We start from the raw sequence: 21914 nt of genomic DNA on the forward strand, positions 1-21914 counted from the left end.
AGACAGGGTGATGCCTTCTCACCCCCCGTGAGCACCGGTGGCTGAGACTACGCTCTGTTCCTCCACCTCGCCTAGGAGACCTGTGATCACCGGAATCGGCACCCTCACCAACGTGGCGACCGTGCTGCTCGGCGCCGGTCTCGGCGTCCTGCTGGGGCATCGGCTGCCCGAGCGCACGCGCGACGTCGTGACCGACGCGCTGGGACTGGTGACGCTGCTCATCGCCGGTACGTCGGCCTGGGCGGTGCTGGATCCCGTGCTCGCCGACGCCGTCGGCTCGAGTGCGCCGATGCTGATCGTGCTGGGCTCCCTGCTGATCGGCGGAATCGCCGGCTCCCTGTTGCGACTGGAGTCGCGGGTCGAGTCGCTCGGCGGATGGCTGCAGCGCCGGCTGGCCGGCGGGGCGGGCACGGCCGAGCGGCACCGCTTCGTCGAAGGCTTCGTGGTGTCGTCGCTCATCTTCTGCACGGGTCCGCTGACGATCCTCGGGTCACTCAGTGACGGGCTCGGCAATGGTGCAGACCAGTTGTTCCTCAAGGCGACACTCGACGGCTTCGCCGCCATCGCCTTCGCTGCATCCTTCGGCTGGGGCGTAGCCGCCAGCGCCCTGACGGTGCTGGTGATCCAGGGCGGGCTGACGATCGTCGGCGTCGCGCTGGGCGACGTACTCTCCGACGCGCAGCTCGCGGCCCTCACCGCCACCGGAGGCCTGCTGCTGGTGGGGGTGGCACTGAGGCTGCTGCGCATCCGGGAGATCCCGGTGGCCGATCTGCTGCCCGCGCTCGTCGTGGCGCCACCGCTCGTGACCCTGGTGGCGGCCTTCAGATGACCACGCTGCCCACCACCCTGCAGCTCGGCTCGACCGCCATCGGGTTGCGTGCGGCCACCTCCGACGACGTACCCGCCGTCGTCGCCCTGCTCGCCGACGACCAGCTCGGCCTCACCCGAGACGACGCGTCCGACCTGCTGCCCTACCAACGTGCGTACGACGCCATCGCGGCCGACCCTGCGCACCTGCTCCTGGTCGCCGTCGACGGCGACCGGGTCGTGGGCACGCTGCAGCTGTCGTTCATCCCCGGCCTGGCACGGCGCGGCGCCCTGCGCGCCCAGATCGAGGCCGTGCGGGTGCACCGCGACTTCCGCAACCAGGGCCTGGGCGCCGCCGTGATCGAATGGTCGATCCAGGAGGCGCGGCAGCGAGGGTGCGCGCTCGTGCAGCTCACCACCGACAAGTCGCGCACGGATGCCCACCGCTTCTACGAGCGGCTGGGCTTCCGTGCGTCACATGTCGGCTTCAAGCTGCAGCTGTGACGGTCTAGACGTCGCCGCCGAGGTAGGCGGCCTTGACCGAGTCGTCACCGGCCAGCTCGGCACCGGTGCCGGAGCGGACGATCGAGCCGGTCTCGAGGATGTGGGCGGTGTCGGCCCGCTTGAGCGCCTGCGCGGCGTTCTGCTCGACGAGCAGCACCGTGGTGCCCTGCTGGTTGATCTCCCCCACGATCGAGAAGATCTGCTGGATCAGCTTCGGAGCCAGGCCCATCGACGGCTCGTCGAGCAGGATCAGCCGCGGTTTGGCCATCAGTGCCCGGCCGATGGCCAGCATCTGCTGCTCACCGCCCGACATCGTGCCGGCGATCTGGCCGATCCGCTCCTCGAGCCGCGGGAACAGCGCCATCACGCGGTCGAAGTCGGCCTGGTACGCAGCCGAGCCCCGGTCCTTGCGCACGTAGGCGCCCATGTCGAGGTTCTCGCGCACCGACATGCCGACGAAGATGCCGCGACCCTCGGGCGACTGGCTGATGCCGAGTCCTACCCGCTCATGCGGCGGCAGCGACGTGATGTCCTTGCCGTCGAACATGACGGTGCCGTCACGGACCTTGCGCAGCCCCGAGATCGTCTTGAGGGTGGTGGTCTTCCCGGCACCGTTGGCGCCGATCAGGGTCGCGATGGTGCCTTCCTCGACACCGAAGGAGATGTCGCGGATCGCCTCGATGTGGCCGTAGTTGACACAGAGGCCTTGGACCTCAAGAAGCATCTTCATCCACTCCCAGGTAGGCCGCGATCACGGCCGGGTTGTCTCGGATCTCCGCGGGGCTGCCCTCGGCGATCTTGCGACCGAACTCGAGTACGACGATCCGGTCGGTCACGCCCATCACCAGCCGCATGTCGTGCTCGATGAGCAGCACGGTGTAGCCCTGGTCGCGCACCTTGCGGATGAGGTCCATCAGCTGCCGCTTCTCGGCCGGGTTGAAGCCGGCCGCCGGCTCGTCGAGGCAGATGAGCTTCGGGTTGGTGGCCATCGCCCGGGCGATCTCGAGGCGCCGCTGGTCGCCGTACGACAGGTTGGAGGCGAGCTCGTCGGCGTGCTTGGCGATGCCCATGAAGCGCAGCAGCTCCATCGCGCGCTCGTGGCCCTGCTCCTCCTCACGCTTGTGGACAGGCAACCGGAAGAGGGCACCGAACAGGCCGGTCTTGTGCTGTGCGTCGGCGCCGACCAGGACGTTCTCGAGCGCCGTCATCGACTTGAAGAGCCGGATGTTCTGGAACGTGCGAGCGATGCCCAGCTTGGTGACCTGGAAACGCTTCTTGCCAGTCAGGGAGGCGCCGTTGAAACGGACGTCGCCACTGGTCTGCCGGTAGACGCCGGTGACGACGTTGAAGCACGTCGTCTTGCCGGCGCCGTTGGGTCCGATCAGGCCAAGGATCTCGCCCTGGTTGATGTGGAAGGAGACGTCGTCGAGCGCGGTGAGGCCACCGAACCTGAGGGTCAGGTGGTCGATCTCGAGAACCTTGGCGCGTCCCGTGGTCTGTTCAGGGGTCTGCTCAGACTGCTGCTCAGACATGGGATCCCTCCTCGTCGCTGCCCCTTTCAAGGGGCACGATCTCCTGTTCGGCCTGTTCGGCCTGTTTGGCCCGGATCGTACGTCGCGGCGGTAGCAGGCCCTCGGGCCGGAAGATCGCCAGCAGCATCAGCGCCAGTCCGAAGACCAGCACCCGCCAGTCGGAGAACTCACGGAACCGCTCAGGCAGGTAGGCGACCAGGAACGCACCGACGAGAACGCCCCACCTGTTGCCCTGCCCACCGACCACCACGGCCGCGATGAACAGGATCGAGAAGAGCAGCAGGAACGACTGCGGGTTGATGAAGCTCTGCCGGCTGGCGTAGATGGAGCCGGCCAGGCCACCGATGAAGGCGCCCATCGAGAAGGCCAACAGCTTGAACCGGAACGTGGGGACGCCCATCAACTCGGCGGCGTCCTCGTCCTCCCGCGTGGCCTCCCAGGCTCGGCCCACCCGGCTGTCCTTCACCCGGTGGTCGGCCCACAGCACGACCAGGACCACGGTCAGGCCGAGCCAGTAGTAGGGAATCTGGTCGAGCACGCCGAAGACGACGAACTTCGTGCTGTCGTTGAAGTCGAGCAGCGGGGTGCCGGAGTCCCAGTTGAGGTGCGGGATCTCGAACAGGTCCAGGCTCGGCGGGCGCTTGATGTTGGGAATGCCCCTGCTCCCCCCCAGCCACTCCAGGTTGGTGGCGGTGAGCCGGATGATCTCGCCGAACCCGAGAGTCACGATGGCGAGGTAGTCACCACGCACCCGCAGGGTCGGCGCGCCGAGCACCACACCAGAGATGGTCGTGAAGAGCACAGCCAACGGCACGGTGAGCAGGAACGGCCAGGAACCGTGGCCGGACGTGAGGACCGCGACCGTGTAGGCGCCGATCGCGTAGAAGCCGACGTAGCCCAGGTCGAGCAGCCCGGCATAGCCGACCACGATGTTGAGGCCGAGGGCGACCAGCATGTACATGGTGACGAGGAACAGGACTCCACCGAAGTCGGAGTCGGGCGTGGACAGGAATGGTGGCTCAAGGAGCGGGAGCGCGTAGGCCACCAGCACCAGCAGGACCCAGAGCGCGATCTTGACGGACCCGGGCAGCGCGGTCAGGCGGGCCGTGAGGGACTTCTTGGCCGCACTGGGTGCGGCGGTCGTCTTGCTCATGTGCGTGCCTTTCCGAGCGCCTCGCCCAACAGGCCTGTCGGCCGGAAGAGCAGGATCACCACGAGGAGGACGAACGCGACGACGCTGCGCCACTCGGTGCCGAAGAGACCCGAGCCCCAGCTCTCGGCGACACCGAGCACCAGACCGCCGAGGAGTGCACCGCGCAGGTTGCCGATACCGCCGAGCACGGCCGCCGTGAACGCCTTGACGCCGAGAATGAAGCCGACGTCGAACTTCGTCGTACCGATCTTGAACATGTAGAGGAAGGCTGCCGCACCGGCCATCAGGCCACCGATGAGGAAGGTCATCTGGATGACGCGGGTCGAGTTGACGCCCATCAACAGCGCCGTCTCGGGGTCCTGGGCGGTGGCACGGATGCCGCGGCCCGTCTTGGAGCGGCGCACGAACTGGTCGAGGACCACCATCATCACGATGGCCGAGACGATGACAAGGGCGTCGGTGCTGCGCACCGTGAAGCCACCGATGGAGAACAGGTCGACCTGGTCGAGCATGCGCGGCCAGCTGCGCGGGTCACGCGGGCGGGTGACGTACTCGTTGAGGTTGTCGTCGAGGCCAACCCACGCGGTCACCTTCTGGCGCAGGCCCATCAGCTCGGCCAGGAAGAACGACGCACCGATGGCTGAGATGAGGGCGATCAGCCGCGGCGCATTGCGCTGGATGAGTGGGCGGTAGGCCACTCGCTCGAGGAGCAGGGCGATACCGCCGGAGACGACCATCGCGACTATCAGTGCGACGAGAAGGAATCCGATCGCGGCTCCCGTCGACGTGGAGCTGGTGCCACCGAGGATCATCACGGTCCACATGGCGGCGAAGGTGCCGTACATGAAGACCTCGGAGTGCGCGAAGTTGATCAGTTGCAGCACGCCGTAGACCAGCGTGTAGCCGAGAGCGACGAGCGCATAGATGGCGCCGAAGGCGAGACCGCCGACGGTCAGCTCGGGGAAGTTGCTGAAGAGGAAATGGTAGTCGAACTTCACGTGTTCTCCCGTGAGGCTGGTTGAAGGGCCGTTGCACGTGCAGCGGCCGGGGGGTCGAGCCCCCCGGCCGCGTGCTCGTGCTGACTACCTGATGGACAGGTAGGTGGTCACTCGATCTCCGTGTCGGAGACGATCTCGCCGCCTTCGACCTTGTAGGCGTAGACGTGGATGTCTGCGACCTCACCCTTCTCGTCGAACTTGACCTGCTTGGTGATGCCGGCCTCGTCGTAGTTGTTGACGAAGTCGAGCATCGCCGGGCGGTCGTCTGCGCCGTCGGCCAGGCCGTCGAGGAAGACGTTCGCGGCGTCGTAGGCCTCAGCCGTGTAGGTGCCGGGAGCGGCGTCGAAGTCGGCCTCGTAAGCGGTGGCGAACTCGGCGACGGCCGGGTCCTCCGGCGGGATGCACGGGCAGGTGATGACGGTGCCCTCGGCGGCATCCTTCGCGCCGTCGATGAAGCCCGGGTCCTTCACGCCGTCGGCCACCACGAAGGTGCCGTCCCAGCCGCCGTCACGCAGCTGGCTGATGAGCAGCGCCGCCTCGGCGTAGTAGCCACCGAAGAAGAGCGTGTCGGCCTTGGACGCCTTCACCTTGGTGACCGAGGGAGAGAAGTCGGTGTCGCCAGTCTGAATGGTGTCCTCGCCGACGACGACGTCGCCCAGCGAGTCCTTGACGATGCCGGCCAGGCCGGCGCCGTACTCGGACGCGTCATCCATCACGAAGACGGACTTGGCACCCAGGGTGTCCTGGATGTACGCCGCGGCGGCAGGGCCCTGCGTGGCGTCGTTGCCGAGGATGCGGTGGAAGGTGTCCCAGCCGTTGTCGGCCAGGGTCGGGTTGGTGCCCGACGGGGTGATGGTCGGGAGACCGGCCTCGGCGAAGATCGGGCCGGCAGCAGCCGACTCGCCCGAGAACGCCGGGCCGACGATGCCGATGACCTTGTCGTCTCCAGCAGCCTGCGTGGCCAGCTGGGGAGCGGCGTCCGGGCTGCCCTGGGAGTCGTACTCCTCGAGGCCGACCTCGCAGTCGGAGTCCTCGTTGTACTGGTCGACGGCGAGCTGCACGCCGTTGAGGATCTGCTGTCCGAGTCCAGCGGCGGGTCCGGTGAGGGCACCGAAGAAGGCGATGCTCTTGCAGTCGGCAGCGTTGCTGCCGCCACCGCCGTCACCGCTGTCGTCCGTGGTGCCACAGGCGCTCAGGGTGAGCCCTGCCGTGGCGATCAGTGCAGCGAGTACGCGCACACGCTTGTTGGAACGGGTCATTAATCCTCCGCGATGCTGGGCCGCAGGCGTGAGTCACGCCACACGGTCGATTGTGGACCGAAACCTAGCACCAAGAATGCGCTCTGGGGATGACCTGGCTGAGGGGTATTTCGGGTCGTTGCAGATTTGTGACGTACGGCGTAACGCTTGGGTTACGGAGCGGGGACTCCGTGCTCGACCACACCCTCGGCCACCTGGCGCATCGAGAGCCGCAGGTCCATGGCCGTACGCTGGATCCAGCGGAAGGCGTCGGGCTCGCTCAGCCCGAGTTCTGCCTGCAGCATTCCCTTCGCGCGATCCATCGCCTTGCGCGTCTCCAGGCGCTCGGCCAGGTCAGCGACTTCGGCCTCGAGCGACTGCACCTCCGCGAACCGGCTGACCGCCATCTCGATCGCCGGCACCAGATCCTGCTTGGTGAACGGCTTGACCAGGTAGGCCATCGCGCCGGCGTCGCGCGCCCGCTCGACCAGGTCACGCTGCGAGAACGCCGTCAGGATGACGACGGGTGCGATCCGGTCGCCCGCGATGCGCTCGGCGGCGGCGATGCCGTCGAGCACCGGCATCTTCACGTCGAGGATCACCAGGTCGGGGCGCAGCTCCTGTGCCAGCTCGATCGCCTTGGCGCCGTCACCGGCCTGACCGACGACGTCGTAGCCCTCCTCCTCGAGCATCTCGGCGAGGTCCATGCGGATGAGGGCCTCGTCCTCGGCGATGACGACGCGAGGAGCGGTCTTGGCAGGGGTCTCCGATGGCGATGGGCACACGGCCGCAGGTTATCGTGAGCGCCCTCAGGCCCCGGTAGTCCAACGGCAGAGACAATGGTCTCAAACACCATCCAGTGTGGGTTCGAATCCCACCCGGGGCACTGTCCACTGTCGGTGGCCTCGACGAACATCTGTCGCATGTGCCCGATTTCCGTGCGCACGAGAGGGCTCCAGCTCCTGCGCGAGGGCCGGACCATTTCGGCTGTCAGCCGCGAGCTCGGCGTTCACCGCTCGACGATACGTGGCTGGCGCGACCAGCCTCTCCGGGCCCGGCTCGGTGACTGTCCTCGGTGTGACGCCGCCGTTTTCGACGCAGGTGCCTACTCTGCCCTGCTGGGCTACTACCTGGGTGACGGCTGTCTCTCCCAGCAGCGGCGGGACCACTCGTTCCGGGTCTCGTGCGACGCGCGCCTGCCCGGCATCGTGGCGGACGTCACCGGCCTCATGAAGGCCACCCGCCCGCGCAGTCGGGTCTTCCACGTCGCTGCGCCGGGCACCGTGGTCGTCCACGCGAACTGGAAGCACTGGCCATGTCTGTTCCCACAGCACGGACCCGGGCGCAAGCACGATCGCACGATCGCGCTCGAGCCCTGGCAGCGCGAGATCGTCGAGGCGCAACCGTGGGAGTTCCTGCGCGGGCTGTTCCACTCCGACGGCTCACGGACCAACAACTGGGCTACCCGCATCGTGGCGGGTCAGCGGAAGCGCTACGACTACCCACGATGGGAGTTCGTGAACAGGTCCGACGACGTCCTCGGGCTGTGCGCGGGGGCGCTGGACCTGGTCGAGATCGCCCACCGGTGCCCGCGGGCGACGGCGATAGCAGTGTCTCGTCGCCACGACGTACGACGCCTCGACGCGCACATCGGCGCCAAGAGCTGAAGTGGGGTGGCCTCTCCCGCAGCACCCCATGTCCTTCGGGCGGGACCGACCCCGGCTCAGTCGTGCACCGGCTCCTCGCGCGTGTAGGTGAACCCCGAGACGAGTACCTGCACCTGCTGCGCCATCCGCGAGAGCTCCTCGGCCGCCGAACGGGTGCTGCCGGCCGCGGCCTGCGTGTCGCCAGCGGTGCGGGCGACGCCGGTGATGTTCTCGGCGATGTCGGAGGAGCCCACAGCCGCGTCGGAGACCGAGCGGGTCATCTCGTGTGTGGTGGCCGTCTGCTCCTCGACCGCCGAGGCGATCGCGTTCTGGGTGTCGTTGATCTGGGCGATGATCGCGGCGATCTCGGCGATGGCGGCGACCGCTTCCTGGGTGTCGGTCTGGATCGCCTTGATGCGCCGGTCGATGTCGCCGGTGGCCGACTTGGTCTCCTGCGCGAGCTCCTTGACCTCGTTGGCCACGACGGCGAAGCCCTTCCCCGACTCCCCCGCCCGGGCGGCCTCGATGGTGGCGTTGAGCGCCAGCAGGTTGGTCTGCTCGGAGATCGAGTTGATGACCTTGACGACCTTGCCGACCTCGGTCGACGACTCCCCCAGCTTGGCGACGGTCCGCGTGGTCGACTCGGCGGCGGTGACTGCACGGGCAGCGACACCGGCCGCGTTGGTGGCGTTGACCGCGATCTCGCGGATCGACGCGCTCATCTCCTCCGTTGCCGCGGCGACGGTCTGCACGTTCAGCGACACCTGCCCGGCGGCCGTCGAGACGACACCGGCCTGTGCAGAGGACTCCTCGGCGGAGTTGGACATCTGGCTCGACACGGCCGACAGCTCCTCGGACGCGGCGGCCAGCTCGACCGCCGTACCCGCAATCTCCGCGATCGCGTGTCCGAGGTTGCTCACCGCGCTGTTGAGGGCGACCCCGAGCTGGCCGATCTCGTCCTTGCGGTCCTCCTCGATGCGGGCGTCGAGATGACCGTCGGCCACCGACTGCAGGACCGTGACCGTACGACGCAGCGGCCGCGTGATGGAGCGGGTCACCAGCCAGAGCACCACCGTGCCGGCGACGACGGCGAGCGCGAGCCCGATGAGGACCGTCAGTCGGCCGTTGCGGGCGACGACCTCCAGCTCGGCACGGAGATCCTTCTCGCGGACGTCGAGCGACTCGCCGAAGGCGGTCATGTCCTCGTACACCGCGGTCCACGCCTGACCAGCCGCGCCACCGTTGATGCTCTCCATGATCTCCGGCATCGCGTCGATGCCCTTGGCCGTAAGTTTGCCGATGATCCAGTCGTCCTCGTTGAACAGCTGACGGAAATTGCTCTCGGTGCTGCGCAGGATCTTGATCTCGTTCTTCGTCAGCCCCGTGGTGTCGACGTCGCGGAACATCTGTTCGATGGTGGCCTTGCTCGTCAGGTAGCCCGCGCGGTTGTAGCCGTCGTCGGCGATCGCGACCTCCACGCCGAACGCCGGCACCTCGGCGAGGTACAGCCCCTGCCAGCCGGTGATGTCGTTGATGTTGATGAGCATCGAGTCGGCTAGCTGGTTCTGCCGTCCGATGTCGTCGAGCTCGTCGCGGAGCGCATCGGCCCTGCCCTGCGCCGACAGGCCAAGGTAGGCCGCCGATCCCACGAGCACGCCGCACAGAGCGAAGGCGGCTGCCAGCCGCACCCCGATCCTCATGTCGCGCAGGGTCTGGCGAAGCTTCGTCATCAGCAGGTCTCCCGAAGGCCGCGGCGCCACGCGACGTCCGTGTCGTCAGGTCACCGGTGGATCCATCGACCGGGAGAGACCCGAGTTGAGGAGAATGCGGTCGTGCGACCTAGCGGCGGCGGTAGGCCGGCGCGACCTCGTTGATGGCGTCACCCATCGTGTGGATGCGCAGCGCGTTGGTCGACCCGGGGATGCCGGGCGGGCTGCCGGCGATGATGACGACCCGGTCGCCCTCCTTGACGCGACCGATCTGCAGCAACGCCTCGTCGACCTGCCGCACCATCTCGTCTGTGTGCTCGACCATCTGGGTCAGGAACGTCTCGACGCCCCACGTAAGCGAGAGCTGCGAGCGCACCATGGCCTCGGGCGTGAACGCCAGCACCGGGATCGACCCGCGGTAACGCGCCAGCCGGCGCGCGGAGTCACCGCTCTGGGTGAACGCCACGAGGTAGGACGCACCGATGCGCTCGGCCACTTCGGCGGCCGCCTTGGCGATCACCCCGCCGGGGGTACGCGGCTGCCAGTCGATGGCCGCCATGCTCTTGAGGGCGTGGTTCTCGGTCGAGGTGATGATGCGCGCCATGGTGCGCACGGCCTCGAACGGATACGCGCCCACGCTGGTCTCGCCCGAGAGCATCACCGCGTCTGCGCCGTCGAGTACGGCGTTGGCGACGTCGCTGGCCTCCGCGCGCGTCGGCGCGGGGTTGACGATCATCGACTCGAGCATCTGGGTGGCAACGATGACCGGCTTGGCGTTGCGCCGGGCCTTGTCAACGACCCGCTTCTGGAGGAACGGCACGTCCTCGAGCGGGCACTCGACGCCCAGGTCGCCACGCGCGACCATGAACCCGTCGAACGCCTTGATGATCTCGTCGAGGTTCTCGATGGCCTGCGGCTTCTCGATCTTGGCGATCAGGGGGACCAGCACGCCCTCCTCGTGCATGATCCGTCGGACGTCGTCGGCGTCAGCCGCCGACCGCACGAACGACAGCGCGATGAAGTCGACGGCGAGGTGCAGCGCGAACCGCAGGTCCTTGATGTCCTTCTCCGACAGGGCCGGCACGGACACGGCGACGCCGGGCAGGTTGATGCCCTTGTTGTTGCTGACCGGACCCCCGACGATGACCTCGGTGGTGACGTCGGTCTCGTTGACCTCGGTCACGCGCAGCCGGATCTTGCCGTCGTCGATCAGGATCGGATCGCCGGGTGCGACGTCACCCGGCAGGCCCTTGTACGTCGTACCGCAGATGACCGCATCGCCCGGCACGTCCCGGACGGTGATGGTCCAGGTCTGCCCGACCTCGAGCATCACCCTGCCCTCGGCGAACGTCTCGAGCCGGATCTTGGGGCCCTGCAGGTCGGCGAAGATGCCGACGCCGTGCCCCTTCGCGTCACTCGCCTCCCGCACCAGCCGGTAGGAGCGAGCGTGGTCCTCGTGGGACCCGTGGCTCATGTTCAGACGGGCGACGTCCATGCCGGCATCGACGAGCGTTCGGATCTGCTCGGGGGATGACGTCGCGGGGCCGAGGGTACAAACGATCTTTGCTCTACGCACGCCCCGACCCTACTACTTGAACGATCCAATTCGCCGGGCTGCTCAACCAGCGAGCATCAGACGGTCAGCGGACGCTCCGTCGGCAGGATCGGCGACGGCAGCGTCGTCGAGCCGGTCAGGAACGTGTCGACAGCGGCAGCCGCGGCACGGCCCTCCGCGATCGCCCAGACGATCAGCGACTGGCCGCGACCGGCGTCGCCGGCCACGAACACTCCCGGCACCGAGGCGGCGTACGACGCGTCGCGGGCGACGTTCCCGCGCTCGTCGAGGTCGACCCCGAGCTGCTCGACCAGGCCCGGCTTCTCCGGACCCGTGAAGCCCATCGCGAACAGCACCAGCTCGGCCGGGATCTCCCGGTCGGAGCCGGGCACCGGCTGGAACTTCTCGTCGACGTCGACCACGCGCAGCGCGCGCACCCGGCCGTCGGCATCACCGACGAACTCGGTCGTCGAGGTGGCGTAGACGCGGTCGCCACCCTCCTCGTGGGCCGACGAGACCCGGAACGTCATCGGGTACGACGGCCACGGCTGGCCCGTGGGCCGCTGCTCCGGCGGCTGGGCCATGATCTCGAGCTGGGTGATGGACGCGGCGCCCTGGCGGATCGACGTACCGAGGCAGTCGGCGCCGGTGTCGCCGCCGCCGATGATGACCACGTTGCGGCCCTCGGCGGTGATCTGCCCCTCGACCTCTTCGCCGAGTGAGGCCCGGTTGGACTGCGGCAGGAACTCCATCGCCTGGTAAATGCCGTCGAGCTCGCGACCGGGCACGTCGAGGTCACGCCCGACGGTCGAGCCCATTGCCAGCACCACGGCGTCGTAGCGCTCACGGAGCCGCGACCCGGTGAGGTCGTCGTTGCCGACGCTCACGCCGGCACGGAAGACGGTGCCCTCGCGGCGCATCTGGTCGATGCGGCGGTCGAGGTGCTTCTTCTCCATCTTGAACTCGGGGATGCCGTAGCGCAGCAGGCCGCCGATCTTGTCGGCACGCTCGTAGACCGCGACCGTGTGGCCGGAGCGGGTGAGCTGCTGGGCAGCGGCCAGACCGGCGGGCCCGGAGCCGACCACGGCGACCGTCTTGCCCGAGAGCCACTCGGGCGGCTGGGGCCGGACGTTGCCCGACTCCCACGCCCTGTCGATGATCGCGACCTCGACGTTCTTGATGGTCACGGGGTCCTGGTTGATGCCGAGCACGCACGCGGTCTCGCACGGCGCCGGGCACAGCCGCCCGGTGAACTCCGGGAAGTTGTTGGTGGCGTGCAGCCGCTCGATCGCACCCTCCCAGTCGTCACGCCAGACCAGGTCGTTCCACTCCGGGATGATGTTGCCCAGCGGGCAGCCCTGGTGGCAGAACGGGATGCCGCAGTCCATGCAGCGGCCGGCCTGGGTGCTGATGATCGGCAGCAGTGCGCGGCCGATGCCGTCGGGGTAGACCTCGTTCCAGTCGTGCACCCGTTCGGCGACCTCGCGGCGCGTGGCGACCTCGCGGCCGTTTTTGAGGAATCCCTTGGGATCAGCCATTGGTGAGCAGAGCCTCCTCCATGATCCGGGCTGGACACGCCAGCCCGAGCGAACCTCGACGACGGCTGCGGTCAGCCATGAAGCACCTCCATGATCCGGTGCGAGGCCTCGTCCTCGGACAGGCCCTCGGCGAGGGCCTCCTCCCGAGCGTCGAGCACCCGCTTGAAGTCGCTCGGCATGACCAGGTGGAAGCGCTCACGCGCATCCGCCCAGTCGGCGAGGAGCGCCTTCGCCACGCTCGACCCGGTCTCGTCGTGATGACGCTCGACGAGCTCACGCACCTCGTCGGCGCGCTCGTCGTCAAGCGGAGTCAGCTCGACGAGCTCACCGTTGACGCGGTTCACGTCGAGGTCGAGCACGAACGCGTATCCACCGGACATGCCGGCCGCGAAGTTGCGACCCGTCGGTCCGAGTACGACGACCCGGCCGCCGGTCATGTACTCGCAGCCGTGGTCGCCGACACCCTCGACGACCGCCGTGGCACCGGAGTTGCGCACGCAGAACCGCTCCCCGACGCCGCCGCGCAGGAAGATCTCGCCCGACGTCGCGCCGTAGCCGATGGTGTTGCCGGCGATGATCTGCTCGTGCGCCTCGAAGGTCGCGGTGTCGTGCGGACGCACGACCAGCCGACCGCCGGAGAGGCCCTTGCCGACGTAGTCGTTGGCGTCGCCGACCAGCCGCATGGTGATGCCGCGCGGCAGGAACGCGCCGAACGACTGACCCGCCGACCCGGTCAGGGTGAGGTCGATCGTGCCGTCCGGCAGCCCCTCACCGCGGTAACGCTTGGTCACCTTGTGACCGAGCATCGTGCCGACAGTGCGGTTGACGTTGCGGATGGTGACCTCGGCGCGCACCTGCTCACCGCGTTCGAGCGCCGGCTCGGCCAGCTCGATGAGCTTGTTGTCGAGCGCCTTCTCGAGGCCGTGGTCCTGCCCCTTGGTGCAGCGCAGGTCCTGGTCGGCGAACTGGCCGCCGAACTCCTCGTTGAGGTTGACCTGGTGCAGGATCGGGGCCAGGTCGAGCCCGGTCGCCTTCCAGTGGTCGACGGCCTCTACGACGTCGAGGGCGCCCACCTGACCGATGGCCTCCTCGATCGTGCGGAAGCCGAGCTCGGCCAGGATCTCGCGGACCTCTTCGGCGACGTACTCGAAGAACGTCACGACGAACTCCGGCTTGCCGGTGAAGCGCTCGCGCAGCACGGGGTTCTGGGTGGCGACACCCACGGGGCAGGTGTCGAGGTGGCAGACCCGCATCATGATGCAGCCCGACACGACGAGTGGGGCAGACGCGAAGCCGTACTCCTCCGCCCCGAGCAGGGCGGCGATTACGACGTCACGGCCGGTCTTGAGCTGCCCGTCGGTCTGTACGACGATCCGGTCGCGCAGGCCGTTGAGCAGCAGGGTCTGCTGGGTCTCGGCCAGGCCGAGCTCCCAGGGACCACCCGCGTGCTTGAGCGACGTGAGAGGTGCCGCGCCGGTGCCGCCGTCGTGACCGGAGATGAGTACGACGTCCGCGTGCGCCTTCGACACGCCGGCCGCGACCGTGCCGACTCCGACCTCGGAGACCAGCTTCACGTGCACCCGTGCTGACGGGTTGGCGTTCTTGAGGTCGTGGATCAGCTGGGCGAGGTCCTCGATCGAGTAGATGTCGTGGTGCGGCGGCGGGCTGATCAGGCCCACTCCGGTCGTCGAGTGCCGGGTCTTGGCCACCCACGGGTAGACCTTGTTGCCGGGCAGCTGGCCGCCCTCGCCGGGCTTCGCGCCCTGCGCCATCTTGATCTGGATGTCGTCGGCGTTGGTGAGGTACTCGCTCGTGACACCGAAGCGGCCGGAGGCCACCTGCTTGATTGACGAACGGCGCTCGGGGTCGTGGAGACGGTCGGCGTCCTCGCCGCCCTCACCTGTGTTGGACTTGCCGCCCAGCCGGTTCATGGCGATCGCGAGGGTCTCGTGCGCCTCCTTGCTGATCGAGCCGTAGGACATCGCGCCGGTGGAGAAGCGCTTGACGATCGCGGAGACCGGCTCGACCTCGTCGATGCTGATCGGCTGCCGTTCGCCCTCCTTGAACTTGAACAGCCCGCGCAGCGTCATCAGCCGCGCCGACTGCTCGTCGACGGCAGCGGTGTACTGCTTGAAGATGTCGTAGCGCCCGGTGCGGGTGGCGTGCTGGAGCCGGAAGACGGTCTCGGGGTCGAACAGGTGCGGCTCACCCTCGCGGCGCCATTGGTACTCGCCGCCGATCGCGAGCTCGCGGTGAGCGGGCGCGATGCCGCCTCGCGGGTACGCCGTGGCGTGCCGCCGCGCGACCTCCTCGGCGATGGTGTCGAGCTCGATGCCACCGAGCTTCGAGCTGGTGCCGGTGAAGTACTTGTCGACGACGCTCTGGGACAGTCCGACGGCCTCGAAGATCTGGGCGCCGGTGTAGGAGGCGATCGTGGAGACGCCCATCTTCGACATCACCTTGAGGACGCCCTTGCCGAGGCCCTTGACGAGGTTCTTGACCGCGACCTCGGGCTCGGCCTTGACGTAGTAGCCCTCGCGGGCGAGGTCCTCGACCGACTCCATGGCGAGGTACGCGTTGACAGCGGCCGCGCCGTACCCGATGAGCAGCGCGACGTGGTGGACCTCGCGCACGTCGCCGGCCTCGACGAGCAGACCGACCTGGGTGCGGGTCTTCTCGCGGACCAGGTGGTGGTGCACCGCACCGGTCAGCAGCAGCGACGGGATCGGCGCGAGCTCGGCGGTGCAGTGCCGGTCGGAGAGAACGATGATGCGGGCTCCCCCGGCGATCGCATCCGACACCTCGGCACAGATCTCGTCGAGGCGGGCTGCCATCGCCGTGCCGCCGCCCTCGACCTCGTAGAGGCCGCGGGAGACGTGGGTGATGAAGCCGGGCATGTCGCCGTCACGGTTGATGTGGCGGATCTTGGCGAGGTCGTCGTTGGAGATCACCGGGAACGGCAGCACGACCTGGCGACACGACGCGGGCGTCGGATTCAGCAGGTTCGCCTCCGGGCCGATGGTGCCCGACAGCGACGTCACGAGCTCCTCGCGGATGGCGTCGAGCGGCGGGTTGGTCACCTGCGCGAACAGCTGTGCGAAGTAGTCGAAGAGCAGTCGCGGCTTCTGCGACAGGGCCGCGATCGGGGTGTCGGTGCCCATCGAGCCGAGCGGCTCGGCGCCGTTGTTGGCCATCGGGGTGAGCAGCACGCGCAGCTCTTCCTCGGTGTAGCCGAAGACCTGCTGGCGACGGGTGACCGACGCGTGGGTGTGCACGATGTGCTCGCGCTCGGGGATGGCGTCGAGATGGATCTGGCCGGCGTGCAGCCACTCGTCGTACGGGTGCTCCGCGGCGAGCTCGGCCTTGACCTCCTCGTCCTCGATGATGCGGTGCTCGTCGGTGTCGACGAGGAACATCCGGCCCGGCTGGAGCCGGCCCTTGCGGACGATGGTGGCCGGGTCGAGGTCGAGTACGCCGACCTCGGAGGCCAGCACGACCAGCCCGTCGTCGGTCACCCAGTAGCGGGAAGGCCGGAGGCCGTTGCGGTCGAGCACGGCGCCGATCTGCGAGCCGTCGGTGAACACCACGCATGCGGGGCCGTCCCACGGCTCCATCAGCGCGGAGTGGAACTCGTAGAACGCCTTGCGGGCGGCGTCCATCTCGGTGTGGTTCTCCCACGCCTCGGGGATCATCATCAGCACCGAGTGCGGCAACGAGCGGCCGCCCATGTGCAGCACCTCGAGCACCTCGTCGAACGACGCGGAGTCGGAGTGGCCCTGGGTGCAGATCGGGTAGAGCCTCTCGAGGTCGCCCGGGATCAGGTCGGAGTCGAGCAGCGCCTCGCGGGCGCGCATCCAGTTGCGGTTGCCCATGACGGTGTTGATCTCGCCGTTGTGCGCGATGAACCGGAACGGGTGGGCCAGCGGCCAGCTCGGGAACGTGTTGGTCGAGAACCGCGAGTGCACCACGGCCAGCGCCGAGGCCATCCGCTCGTCGACCAGGTCGGGGAAGAAGTTGTCGAGCTGGTCGGTCGTCAGCATGCCCTTGTAGGCGAGCGTGCGCGACGACAGTGACGGGAAGTAGGAGTCGGTCTCGTGCTCCGCGCGCTTGCGCAGGCAGAAGGCCAGCCGCTCCAGGGCCATGCCGGAGACGCGCTTGCCCGCCCCGGACACGAACAGCTGCACGAACGCGGGCATCACACCGCGCGCGGTGGCGCCGAGGATGCTCGGCTCGACGGGGACCTCGCGCCAGCCGAGGACGGCCAGGCCCTCCTCGCCGGCGATCTCCTCGATGCGCTGCCGGGTCTTGGCAACTGTCTCGGCATCGCCGGGGATGAACGCGGTGCCCACGGCGTACGAGTGGTGGGCCGGCAGCTCGAAGTCGACAACGGCCCGCAGGAACGCGTCGGGCACCTGCATGAGGATGCCCGCGCCGTCACCGGAGTTCACCTCGGCGCCGGCGGCTCCGCGGTGGTCGAGGTTGCGCAGCGCCGTGAGCGCCTTCGCAACGATGTCGTGGCTGGCCACACCGGTCAGGGTCGCGACGAAGGCCACGCCACAGGCGTCGTGCTCGTGGCGGCCGTCGTAGAGCCCTTGTGGCGCCGGGAACGCGTGCATGCGCATTCTCCCGTCGTCGTCTGCGCCCACCATGGTGGGCGAACTGGATGCACGTGAAGAGGTGCAGGTCTGGCGATGTTGCTGCGCGGGACGACGTTGGCCCAAGCGGTTTCGGAAGGCTATCACTGGCGCTCCGCCAGATGGGATGACCGTTTCAGGCCTTGGAACGCCGTTCAGGCAGACGACTCGGGCTTCGACTCGGCGTCAGCGTCGGCGCGGGTCTCGGCCTCGACGTCCAGCGCGTCCTCGCCATTCTGAGTGGTCGCCTGGCGGCCGTCGGTGTAGACGATCTCCTCGCGACCGGGGCGGGCCCGTGAGGACCACACGAAGTAGGCCAGCGCCAGCACGAACAGCACGATCGAGGTCCACACGTTGAGCCGCAGCCCGAACACGTCGTTCATCTGGACGGTGTCGATGCGGAGGTACTCGATCCAGCCGCGGCCGGCCGTGTAGGCCATCACGTAGAGGGCCACCACCCGGCCGTGGCCGAGTCGGAACTTCCGGTCGACCCAGATCACCAGTGCGAAGGCGGCGAGGTTCCACAAGAACTCGTAGAGGAACGTCGGGTGGAACGTGGCGTACTGGAGGTAGCCGTCGGGGCGGTGCGCCGCGTCGATCTCCAGCGCCCAGGGGAGGTCGGTCGGGCGGCCGAAGAGCTCCTGGTTGAACCAGTTGCCCCATCGGCCCAGCGCCTGCCCGACGAGTACGGCGGGAGCGAGGGCGTCGAGCATCGGCAGCAGTCGGATGTGCTTGCGCCGGGCACCGATCGCCGCACCCAGCGCACCGAGCGCGACCGCACCCCAGATGCCGAGGCCGCCGCGCCAGACGTAGAGGGCGGTAACCGGGTTGCGGTCCTCGCCGAAGTACAGCTGATAGTCGGTGATGACGTGGTAGAGCCGTCCACCGACCAGGCCGAACGGCACCATCCAGATGGCGAGATCCTGCACCTCGCCGAGGGTGCCGCCGCGGGCGACCCAGCGGCGCTCGCCAATCCAGATCGCCAAGATGATGCCGACGATGATGCTCAGCGCATAACCGCGCAGGGGCACGGGTCCGAGGTTCCAGACGCCGTCGGCGGGGCTGGGGATGAACGCTGCGTAGAGACCGAGCGGCACGGTCAGGCTCCTTCGTCGAGCAGGGTGGCGATGTCGTCGGCGAAGTCAGCGGCCGAGGTCTCCTCGTTCCAGACGACGTGGGCGCGATCGTCAGCGGAGATCCCGATCACCTGGGCGCCGTGGGCGACCGCGTAGCCGCCCGACGGCAGCTTGTCGCCCTTCTCGACCGCGACGGCTAGCGCGCCGGCGTCGGCGATGATCGTGTCGAGGTCGCCGGTCAGGCCGATGAAGTCGGGGTCGAAACGGCCGACGAAGCGGCGTACCTTCTCGGCGTCGTCGACGGTCGGGTCGGTGGTCACGAAGACCACGTCGACCTGCTCGCGTTGTGCGTCGTCGAGCCGGTTGACCGCGGCGGCCAGCGAGCTCATCACGATGGTGCAGATGTCTGGGCAGCTGGTGTAGCCGAAGAACACCAGCGTCAGCGGCTTGTCGGTGCTGTCGGCCAAGGAGTACGACGACCCGTCGGTCGCGGTGAGCGGGGCGGTCGGCGCCGTATAGGGCTGGTCGAGCCGCGCGCCGTGCAGCCCGTCGTCGTCGGTGGGCACGACGACCTGGCCGGCACTGCTGCACCCGCCGAGAAGCAGGACGCCGACAAGCAGGCCAAGCAGCGACCTAGCCACGGCGCACCCCGTCGGCGAGGTCGGCGGTGAGCTCGGCGAGCGCCTTGAGGCCGGCGGTGCGGTCGTCGGCGTGGTCGAGCAGGGCACGGACGAACGCGGAGCCGACGATCACGCCATCGGCGTACGACGCGACCTCGGCAGCCTGGTCGCCGTGGGAGACGCCCAGCCCGACGCACACCGGCAGGTCGGTGGCCGCGCGGGTGCGGGCGACGAGCGGGCCGGCGAGGTCGCTCGAGCTGGCGCGCGCCCCGGTGACGCCCATGACCGCGGTGGCGTAGACGAAGCCCCGGCAGGCGGCCGTGGTCATCGCGATGCGGGCGTCGGTCGAGGAGGGCGCGACCAGGAAGATCTTGTCGAGGTCGTGCGCGTCGGCCGCGGCGATCCAGCCCGCGGCGCTGTCAGGAGTGAGGTCGGGGGTGATCAGCCCCGCTCCCCCGGCGGACGCGAGGTCGGTGGCGAAGCGCTCGACGCCGTAGCGCTCGACCGGGTTCCAGTAGGTCATCACGACGGTTGGCACACCGGTCGCGGCGACGGCCTCGACCGTGCGCAGCACGTCGATGGTGCGGACGCCACCGTCGAGCGCCTGCTGGGCGGCGGCCTGGATGGTCGGGCCGTCCATCACCGGGTCGCTGTAGGGCAGGCCTACCTCGATCACATCGCAGCCGGCGTCGACCATGCAGCGCATCGCCTCGATCGAGCCCTCGATGTCGGGGAAGCCAGCGGGCAGGTAGCCGACCAGTGCCGAGCGGCCCTCGGCACGCACGGTCTCGAATGCACGGGCCACGCTCATACCGGCTCCTCGTCGGGCTCGCCGAGCCTGAAGTGCTCGATCGCGGTGCCCATGTCCTTGTCGCCGCGGCCAGAGAGGTTGACCAGGATCGTCTTCCCCGGCATCTCCTCCGCCAGCCTCAGCGCGCCAGCGAGGGCGTGTGCGCTCTCGATCGCGGGGATGATGCCCTCGGTGCGGCTCAGCAGCGCCATCGCGTCCATCGCCTCGTTGTCGGTGACCGGTGTGTACGTCGCCCTGCCGATCGCCGCGAGATGGGCGTGCTGCGGCCCGACCCCGGGGTAGTCGAGGCCGGCCGAGATCGAGTGCGACTCGATGGTCTGCCCGTCGTCGTCCTGCAGGACGTAGGTGCGCGCGCCGTGGAGGACGCCACTGGCGCCGACATGGATGGTCGCGGCGTGCCGCCCGGTCTCCACGCCGTCGCCACCGGGCTCGAAGCCGTGGATCGCCACACCGTCGTCGTCGAGGAACGCGGTGAACAGGCCGATGGCGTTGGAGCCGCCGCCGACACACGCGGCGATGGCGTCCGGCAGCGCGCCGTACTGCTCGAGGCACTGGGCACGGGCCTCGTCGCCGATGCCGCGGCAGAAGTCGCGGACCATGCTCGGGAACGGGTGCGGGCCGGCGGCCGTGCCGAAGAGGTAGGCCGTGTGGTCGACCGAGGCGACCCAGTCGCGCAGGGCCTCGTTGATGGCGTCCTTGAGGGTCGCGCTGCCGGAGTCGACCGGGATGACCTTGGCGCCGAGCAGCTGCATGCGGGCCACGTTGAGCGCCTGGCGGCGGGTGTCGACCGAGCCCATGTAGACGGTGCAGTCCATGCCGAAGTATGCCGCGGCGGTGGCGCTGGCGACGCCGTGCTGGCCGGCGCCGGTCTCGGCGATGACGCGGGTCTTGCCCATCCGGCGAGTCAGCAGCGCCTGGCCGAGCACGTTGCGGATCTTGTGGGCGCCGGTGTGGTTGAGGTCCTCGCGCTTGAGCAGGATGCGGGCGCCGACCTGCTGGCTGAGCCGCTCCGCGTGGTAGAGCCGGCTCGGCACCCCGGCGTAGTCGGTGAGGATCGCGTCGAACTCGGCCACGAACTCCGGGTCGGCCATCGCGTCCTGCCAGGCAGCCGTCAGCTCGTCGAGGGCTGCGACCAGGGCCTCGGGCATGAAGCGCCCGCCCCACTGCTGGCCACCGGGCTCGCCGAAGTAGCCGAGCTCGTCGGCGTCGTAGGTGTGGGTCGTCATGCGTGCACTCCTGTCATCTCACGCACGGCCCGCTCGGGGTCGCCGTCGCGGACCAGCGTCTCCCCGACGAGTACGACGCGGGCGCCCCCGCCGACGTAGCGCTGCACGTCATCGCGGCCACCGATGCCCGACTCGGCCACCAGCACCCGGTCATCGGGGATCATCGGGGCCAGCCGGCCGAACGTGTCGTCGTCGACCGCCAGGGTCTTGAGGTTGCGGGCGTTGACACCGATCAGCTCGGCGCCCAGAGCAACAGCCCGCTCGGTCTCGGCCTCGTCGTGGACCTCGACCAGGACGGTCAGCCCGAGCTCTCGGGCCTCGTCGTGGAGGCAGCGGAGGTCGTCGTCACCGAGCGCCGCCACGATCAGCAGCGCCAGGTCGGCGCCTGCGGCGCGGGCCTCGACGAGCTGGTAGCTCTCGACGATGAAGTCCTTGCGGAGCAGCGGGGTGTCGACGGCGGCCCGCACGGCGCGGAGGTCGTCGAGGCTGCCTCCAAAGCGCCGTTGCTCGGTCAGCACGCTGATCGCCGCGGCGCCGCCGCGAGCGTAGGCAGCTGCGAGGTCGGCCGGGTCGGGGATATCGGCCAGCTCACCCTTGCTGGGGCTCTTGCGCTTGACCTCCGCGATCACGCTGGACCCGGCAGCACGGAACTGCGGCATCGGGTCGCGGGGCTGCGCGACATCGGCGAGCGCGGCCCGCAGGTCGGCCACCGGGACGCTCGCGCGGCGTTGCTCGAGGTCGTCGCGGACACCGGCGACGATGTCGTCAAGCACGGACACAACTGCCTCCAGGACGCGTGGTTCGGGTAGGGGTCCAGCCTCTCACCCCGGCGGTCACCGCCGGGTGTGGGGCTAGGAGGGTGCTGAA

Annotated in this window: 18 protein-coding genes and 1 tRNA gene; 4 read left to right on the forward strand and 15 right to left on the reverse strand. The window is 68.9% G+C overall.

The features are described 5' to 3' along the window. Window positions 1-82 precede the first annotated feature (82 nt). Together H4Q84_RS03805 and H4Q84_RS03810 are read left to right on the forward strand one after the other, a co-directional pair. Window positions 83-829: a DUF554 domain-containing protein gene (locus tag H4Q84_RS03805; protein ID WP_248582080.1), complete on the forward strand. Its 747-nt coding sequence runs from the start codon at window positions 83-85 to the stop codon at window positions 827-829. Beyond that, entirely contained in the window at window positions 826-1311 is a 486-nt protein-coding gene (locus H4Q84_RS03810) for a GNAT family N-acetyltransferase (protein ID WP_248582081.1), read from the forward strand. The genes H4Q84_RS03805 and H4Q84_RS03810 overlap by 4 nt, the downstream gene beginning before the upstream one ends. Before the next feature lie 4 nt (window positions 1312-1315). On the opposite strand, the gene H4Q84_RS03815 is transcribed toward H4Q84_RS03810, so the two are convergent. The 6 genes from H4Q84_RS03815 to H4Q84_RS03840 all read right to left on the reverse strand — a co-directional run bounded on the left by H4Q84_RS03815 (window position 1316) and on the right by H4Q84_RS03840 (window position 7017). Beyond that, window positions 1316-2041, reverse strand: a complete 726-nt coding sequence (locus H4Q84_RS03815; protein WP_248582082.1) for an ABC transporter ATP-binding protein — start codon at window positions 2039-2041, stop codon at window positions 1316-1318. Next, window positions 2025-2843, reverse strand: coding sequence for an ABC transporter ATP-binding protein (locus H4Q84_RS03820; protein WP_248582083.1), 819 nt, complete (start codon window positions 2841-2843; stop codon window positions 2025-2027). Before H4Q84_RS03820 ends, H4Q84_RS03815 begins: the two co-directional genes overlap by 17 nt. Next, window positions 2836-3996, reverse strand: a complete 1161-nt coding sequence (locus H4Q84_RS03825) for a branched-chain amino acid ABC transporter permease (RefSeq protein ID WP_248582084.1) — start codon at window positions 3994-3996, stop codon at window positions 2836-2838. Before H4Q84_RS03825 ends, H4Q84_RS03820 begins: the two co-directional genes overlap by 8 nt. After that, the gene (locus tag H4Q84_RS03830) at window positions 3993-4994 is read right to left on the reverse strand and encodes a branched-chain amino acid ABC transporter permease (protein WP_248582085.1); all 1002 of its coding nucleotides are present in this window, start codon (window positions 4992-4994) and stop codon (window positions 3993-3995) included. The genes H4Q84_RS03825 and H4Q84_RS03830 overlap by 4 nt, the downstream gene beginning before the upstream one ends. Window positions 4995-5101: 107 nt before the next feature. Then, complete coding sequence (locus H4Q84_RS03835) at window positions 5102-6253, reverse strand: branched-chain amino acid ABC transporter substrate-binding protein (RefSeq protein ID WP_248582086.1); 1152 nt, start codon at window positions 6251-6253, stop codon at window positions 5102-5104. 152 nt (window positions 6254-6405) lie between these two features. Further along, window positions 6406-7017 carry a response regulator gene (locus H4Q84_RS03840; protein WP_282580307.1) on the reverse strand — a complete coding sequence of 204 codons (612 nt, stop codon included), beginning with the start codon at window positions 7015-7017 and terminating at the stop codon, window positions 6406-6408. Window positions 7018-7045: 28 nt separating this feature from the next. On the opposite strand from H4Q84_RS03840, the gene H4Q84_RS03845 reads away from it, so the two are divergent. Together H4Q84_RS03845 and H4Q84_RS03850 are read left to right on the forward strand one after the other, a co-directional pair. Further along, a tRNA-Leu gene (locus H4Q84_RS03845) sits at window positions 7046-7118 on the forward strand. 37 nt (window positions 7119-7155) lie between these two features. After that, entirely contained in the window at window positions 7156-7899 is a 744-nt protein-coding gene (locus H4Q84_RS03850) for a helix-turn-helix domain-containing protein (protein ID WP_248582087.1), read from the forward strand. A 56-nt stretch (window positions 7900-7955) separates the two neighbouring features. Here H4Q84_RS03850 and H4Q84_RS03855 read toward each other — a convergent pair whose 3' ends face one another. The 9 genes from H4Q84_RS03855 to trpC all read right to left on the reverse strand — a co-directional run bounded on the left by H4Q84_RS03855 (window position 7956) and on the right by trpC (window position 21826). Beyond that, window positions 7956-9608, reverse strand: a complete 1653-nt coding sequence (locus H4Q84_RS03855; RefSeq protein ID WP_248582088.1) for a methyl-accepting chemotaxis protein — start codon at window positions 9606-9608, stop codon at window positions 7956-7958. A 109-nt stretch (window positions 9609-9717) separates the two neighbouring features. Next, on the reverse strand, window positions 9718-11163 hold the full coding sequence (gene pyk, locus H4Q84_RS03860) for a pyruvate kinase (protein ID WP_248582089.1): 1446 nt from the start codon (window positions 11161-11163) through the stop codon (window positions 9718-9720). A 56-nt stretch (window positions 11164-11219) separates the two neighbouring features. Beyond that, a complete protein-coding gene (locus tag H4Q84_RS03865) occupies window positions 11220-12680 on the reverse strand; it encodes a glutamate synthase subunit beta (RefSeq protein WP_248582090.1) in 1461 nt (486 codons plus the stop codon). Between the two features lie 71 nt (window positions 12681-12751). After that, window positions 12752-17296 (reverse strand): glutamate synthase large subunit, encoded by a 4545-nt coding sequence (gltB, locus tag H4Q84_RS03870; RefSeq protein ID WP_248582091.1) that lies wholly within the window; start codon window positions 17294-17296, stop codon window positions 12752-12754. A 173-nt stretch (window positions 17297-17469) separates the two neighbouring features. Then, window positions 17470-18411, reverse strand: a complete 942-nt coding sequence (gene lgt / locus H4Q84_RS03875; protein ID WP_248582092.1) for a prolipoprotein diacylglyceryl transferase — start codon at window positions 18409-18411, stop codon at window positions 17470-17472. A gap of 2 nt (window positions 18412-18413) precedes the next feature. Next, on the reverse strand, window positions 18414-19031 hold the full coding sequence (locus tag H4Q84_RS03880) for an SCO family protein (RefSeq protein ID WP_248582093.1): 618 nt from the start codon (window positions 19029-19031) through the stop codon (window positions 18414-18416). Further along, a complete protein-coding gene (gene trpA / locus H4Q84_RS03885) occupies window positions 19024-19821 on the reverse strand; it encodes a tryptophan synthase subunit alpha (protein WP_248582094.1) in 798 nt (265 codons plus the stop codon). The genes H4Q84_RS03880 and trpA overlap by 8 nt, the downstream gene beginning before the upstream one ends. After that, window positions 19818-21047, reverse strand: coding sequence for a tryptophan synthase subunit beta (gene trpB / locus H4Q84_RS03890; RefSeq protein ID WP_248582095.1), 1230 nt, complete (start codon window positions 21045-21047; stop codon window positions 19818-19820). The genes trpA and trpB overlap by 4 nt, the downstream gene beginning before the upstream one ends. Then, a complete protein-coding gene (gene trpC / locus H4Q84_RS03895; protein WP_248582096.1) occupies window positions 21044-21826 on the reverse strand; it encodes an indole-3-glycerol phosphate synthase TrpC in 783 nt (260 codons plus the stop codon). The genes trpB and trpC overlap by 4 nt, the downstream gene beginning before the upstream one ends. Window positions 21827-21914: the final 88 nt, after the last annotated feature.

Origin of the sequence: Nocardioides sp. InS609-2 (assembly GCF_023208195.1) — a bacterium.
Classification (GTDB): Bacteria; Actinomycetota; Actinomycetes; order Propionibacteriales; family Nocardioidaceae; genus Nocardioides.

What these genes read in the sequence shown, in the direction of transcription:
- H4Q84_RS03810 (WP_248582081.1), top strand. Translation starts at nt 826, where the DNA reads ATGACCACGCTGCCCACCACCCTGCAGCTCGGCTCGACCGCCATCGGG.
- H4Q84_RS03815 (WP_248582082.1), bottom strand. Translation starts at nt 2,041, where the DNA reads ATGAAGATGCTTCTTGAGGTCCAAGGCCTCTGTGTCAACTACGGCCAC.
- H4Q84_RS03820 (WP_248582083.1), bottom strand. Translation starts at nt 2,843, where the DNA reads ATGTCTGAGCAGCAGTCTGAGCAGACCCCTGAACAGACCACGGGACGC.
- H4Q84_RS03825 (WP_248582084.1), bottom strand. Translation starts at nt 3,996, where the DNA reads ATGAGCAAGACGACCGCCGCACCCAGTGCGGCCAAGAAGTCCCTCACG.
- H4Q84_RS03835 (WP_248582086.1), bottom strand. Translation starts at nt 6,253, where the DNA reads ATGACCCGTTCCAACAAGCGTGTGCGCGTACTCGCTGCACTGATCGCC.
- H4Q84_RS03850 (WP_248582087.1), top strand. Translation starts at nt 7,156, where the DNA reads ATGTGCCCGATTTCCGTGCGCACGAGAGGGCTCCAGCTCCTGCGCGAG.
- H4Q84_RS03855 (WP_248582088.1), bottom strand. Translation starts at nt 9,608, where the DNA reads ATGACGAAGCTTCGCCAGACCCTGCGCGACATGAGGATCGGGGTGCGG.
- H4Q84_RS03865 (WP_248582090.1), bottom strand. Translation starts at nt 12,680, where the DNA reads ATGGCTGATCCCAAGGGATTCCTCAAAAACGGCCGCGAGGTCGCCACG.
- gltB (WP_248582091.1), bottom strand. Translation starts at nt 17,296, where the DNA reads ATGCACGCGTTCCCGGCGCCACAAGGGCTCTACGACGGCCGCCACGAG.
- trpA (WP_248582094.1), bottom strand. Translation starts at nt 19,821, where the DNA reads ATGAGCGTGGCCCGTGCATTCGAGACCGTGCGTGCCGAGGGCCGCTCG.
- trpB (WP_248582095.1), bottom strand. Translation starts at nt 21,047, where the DNA reads ATGACGACCCACACCTACGACGCCGACGAGCTCGGCTACTTCGGCGAG.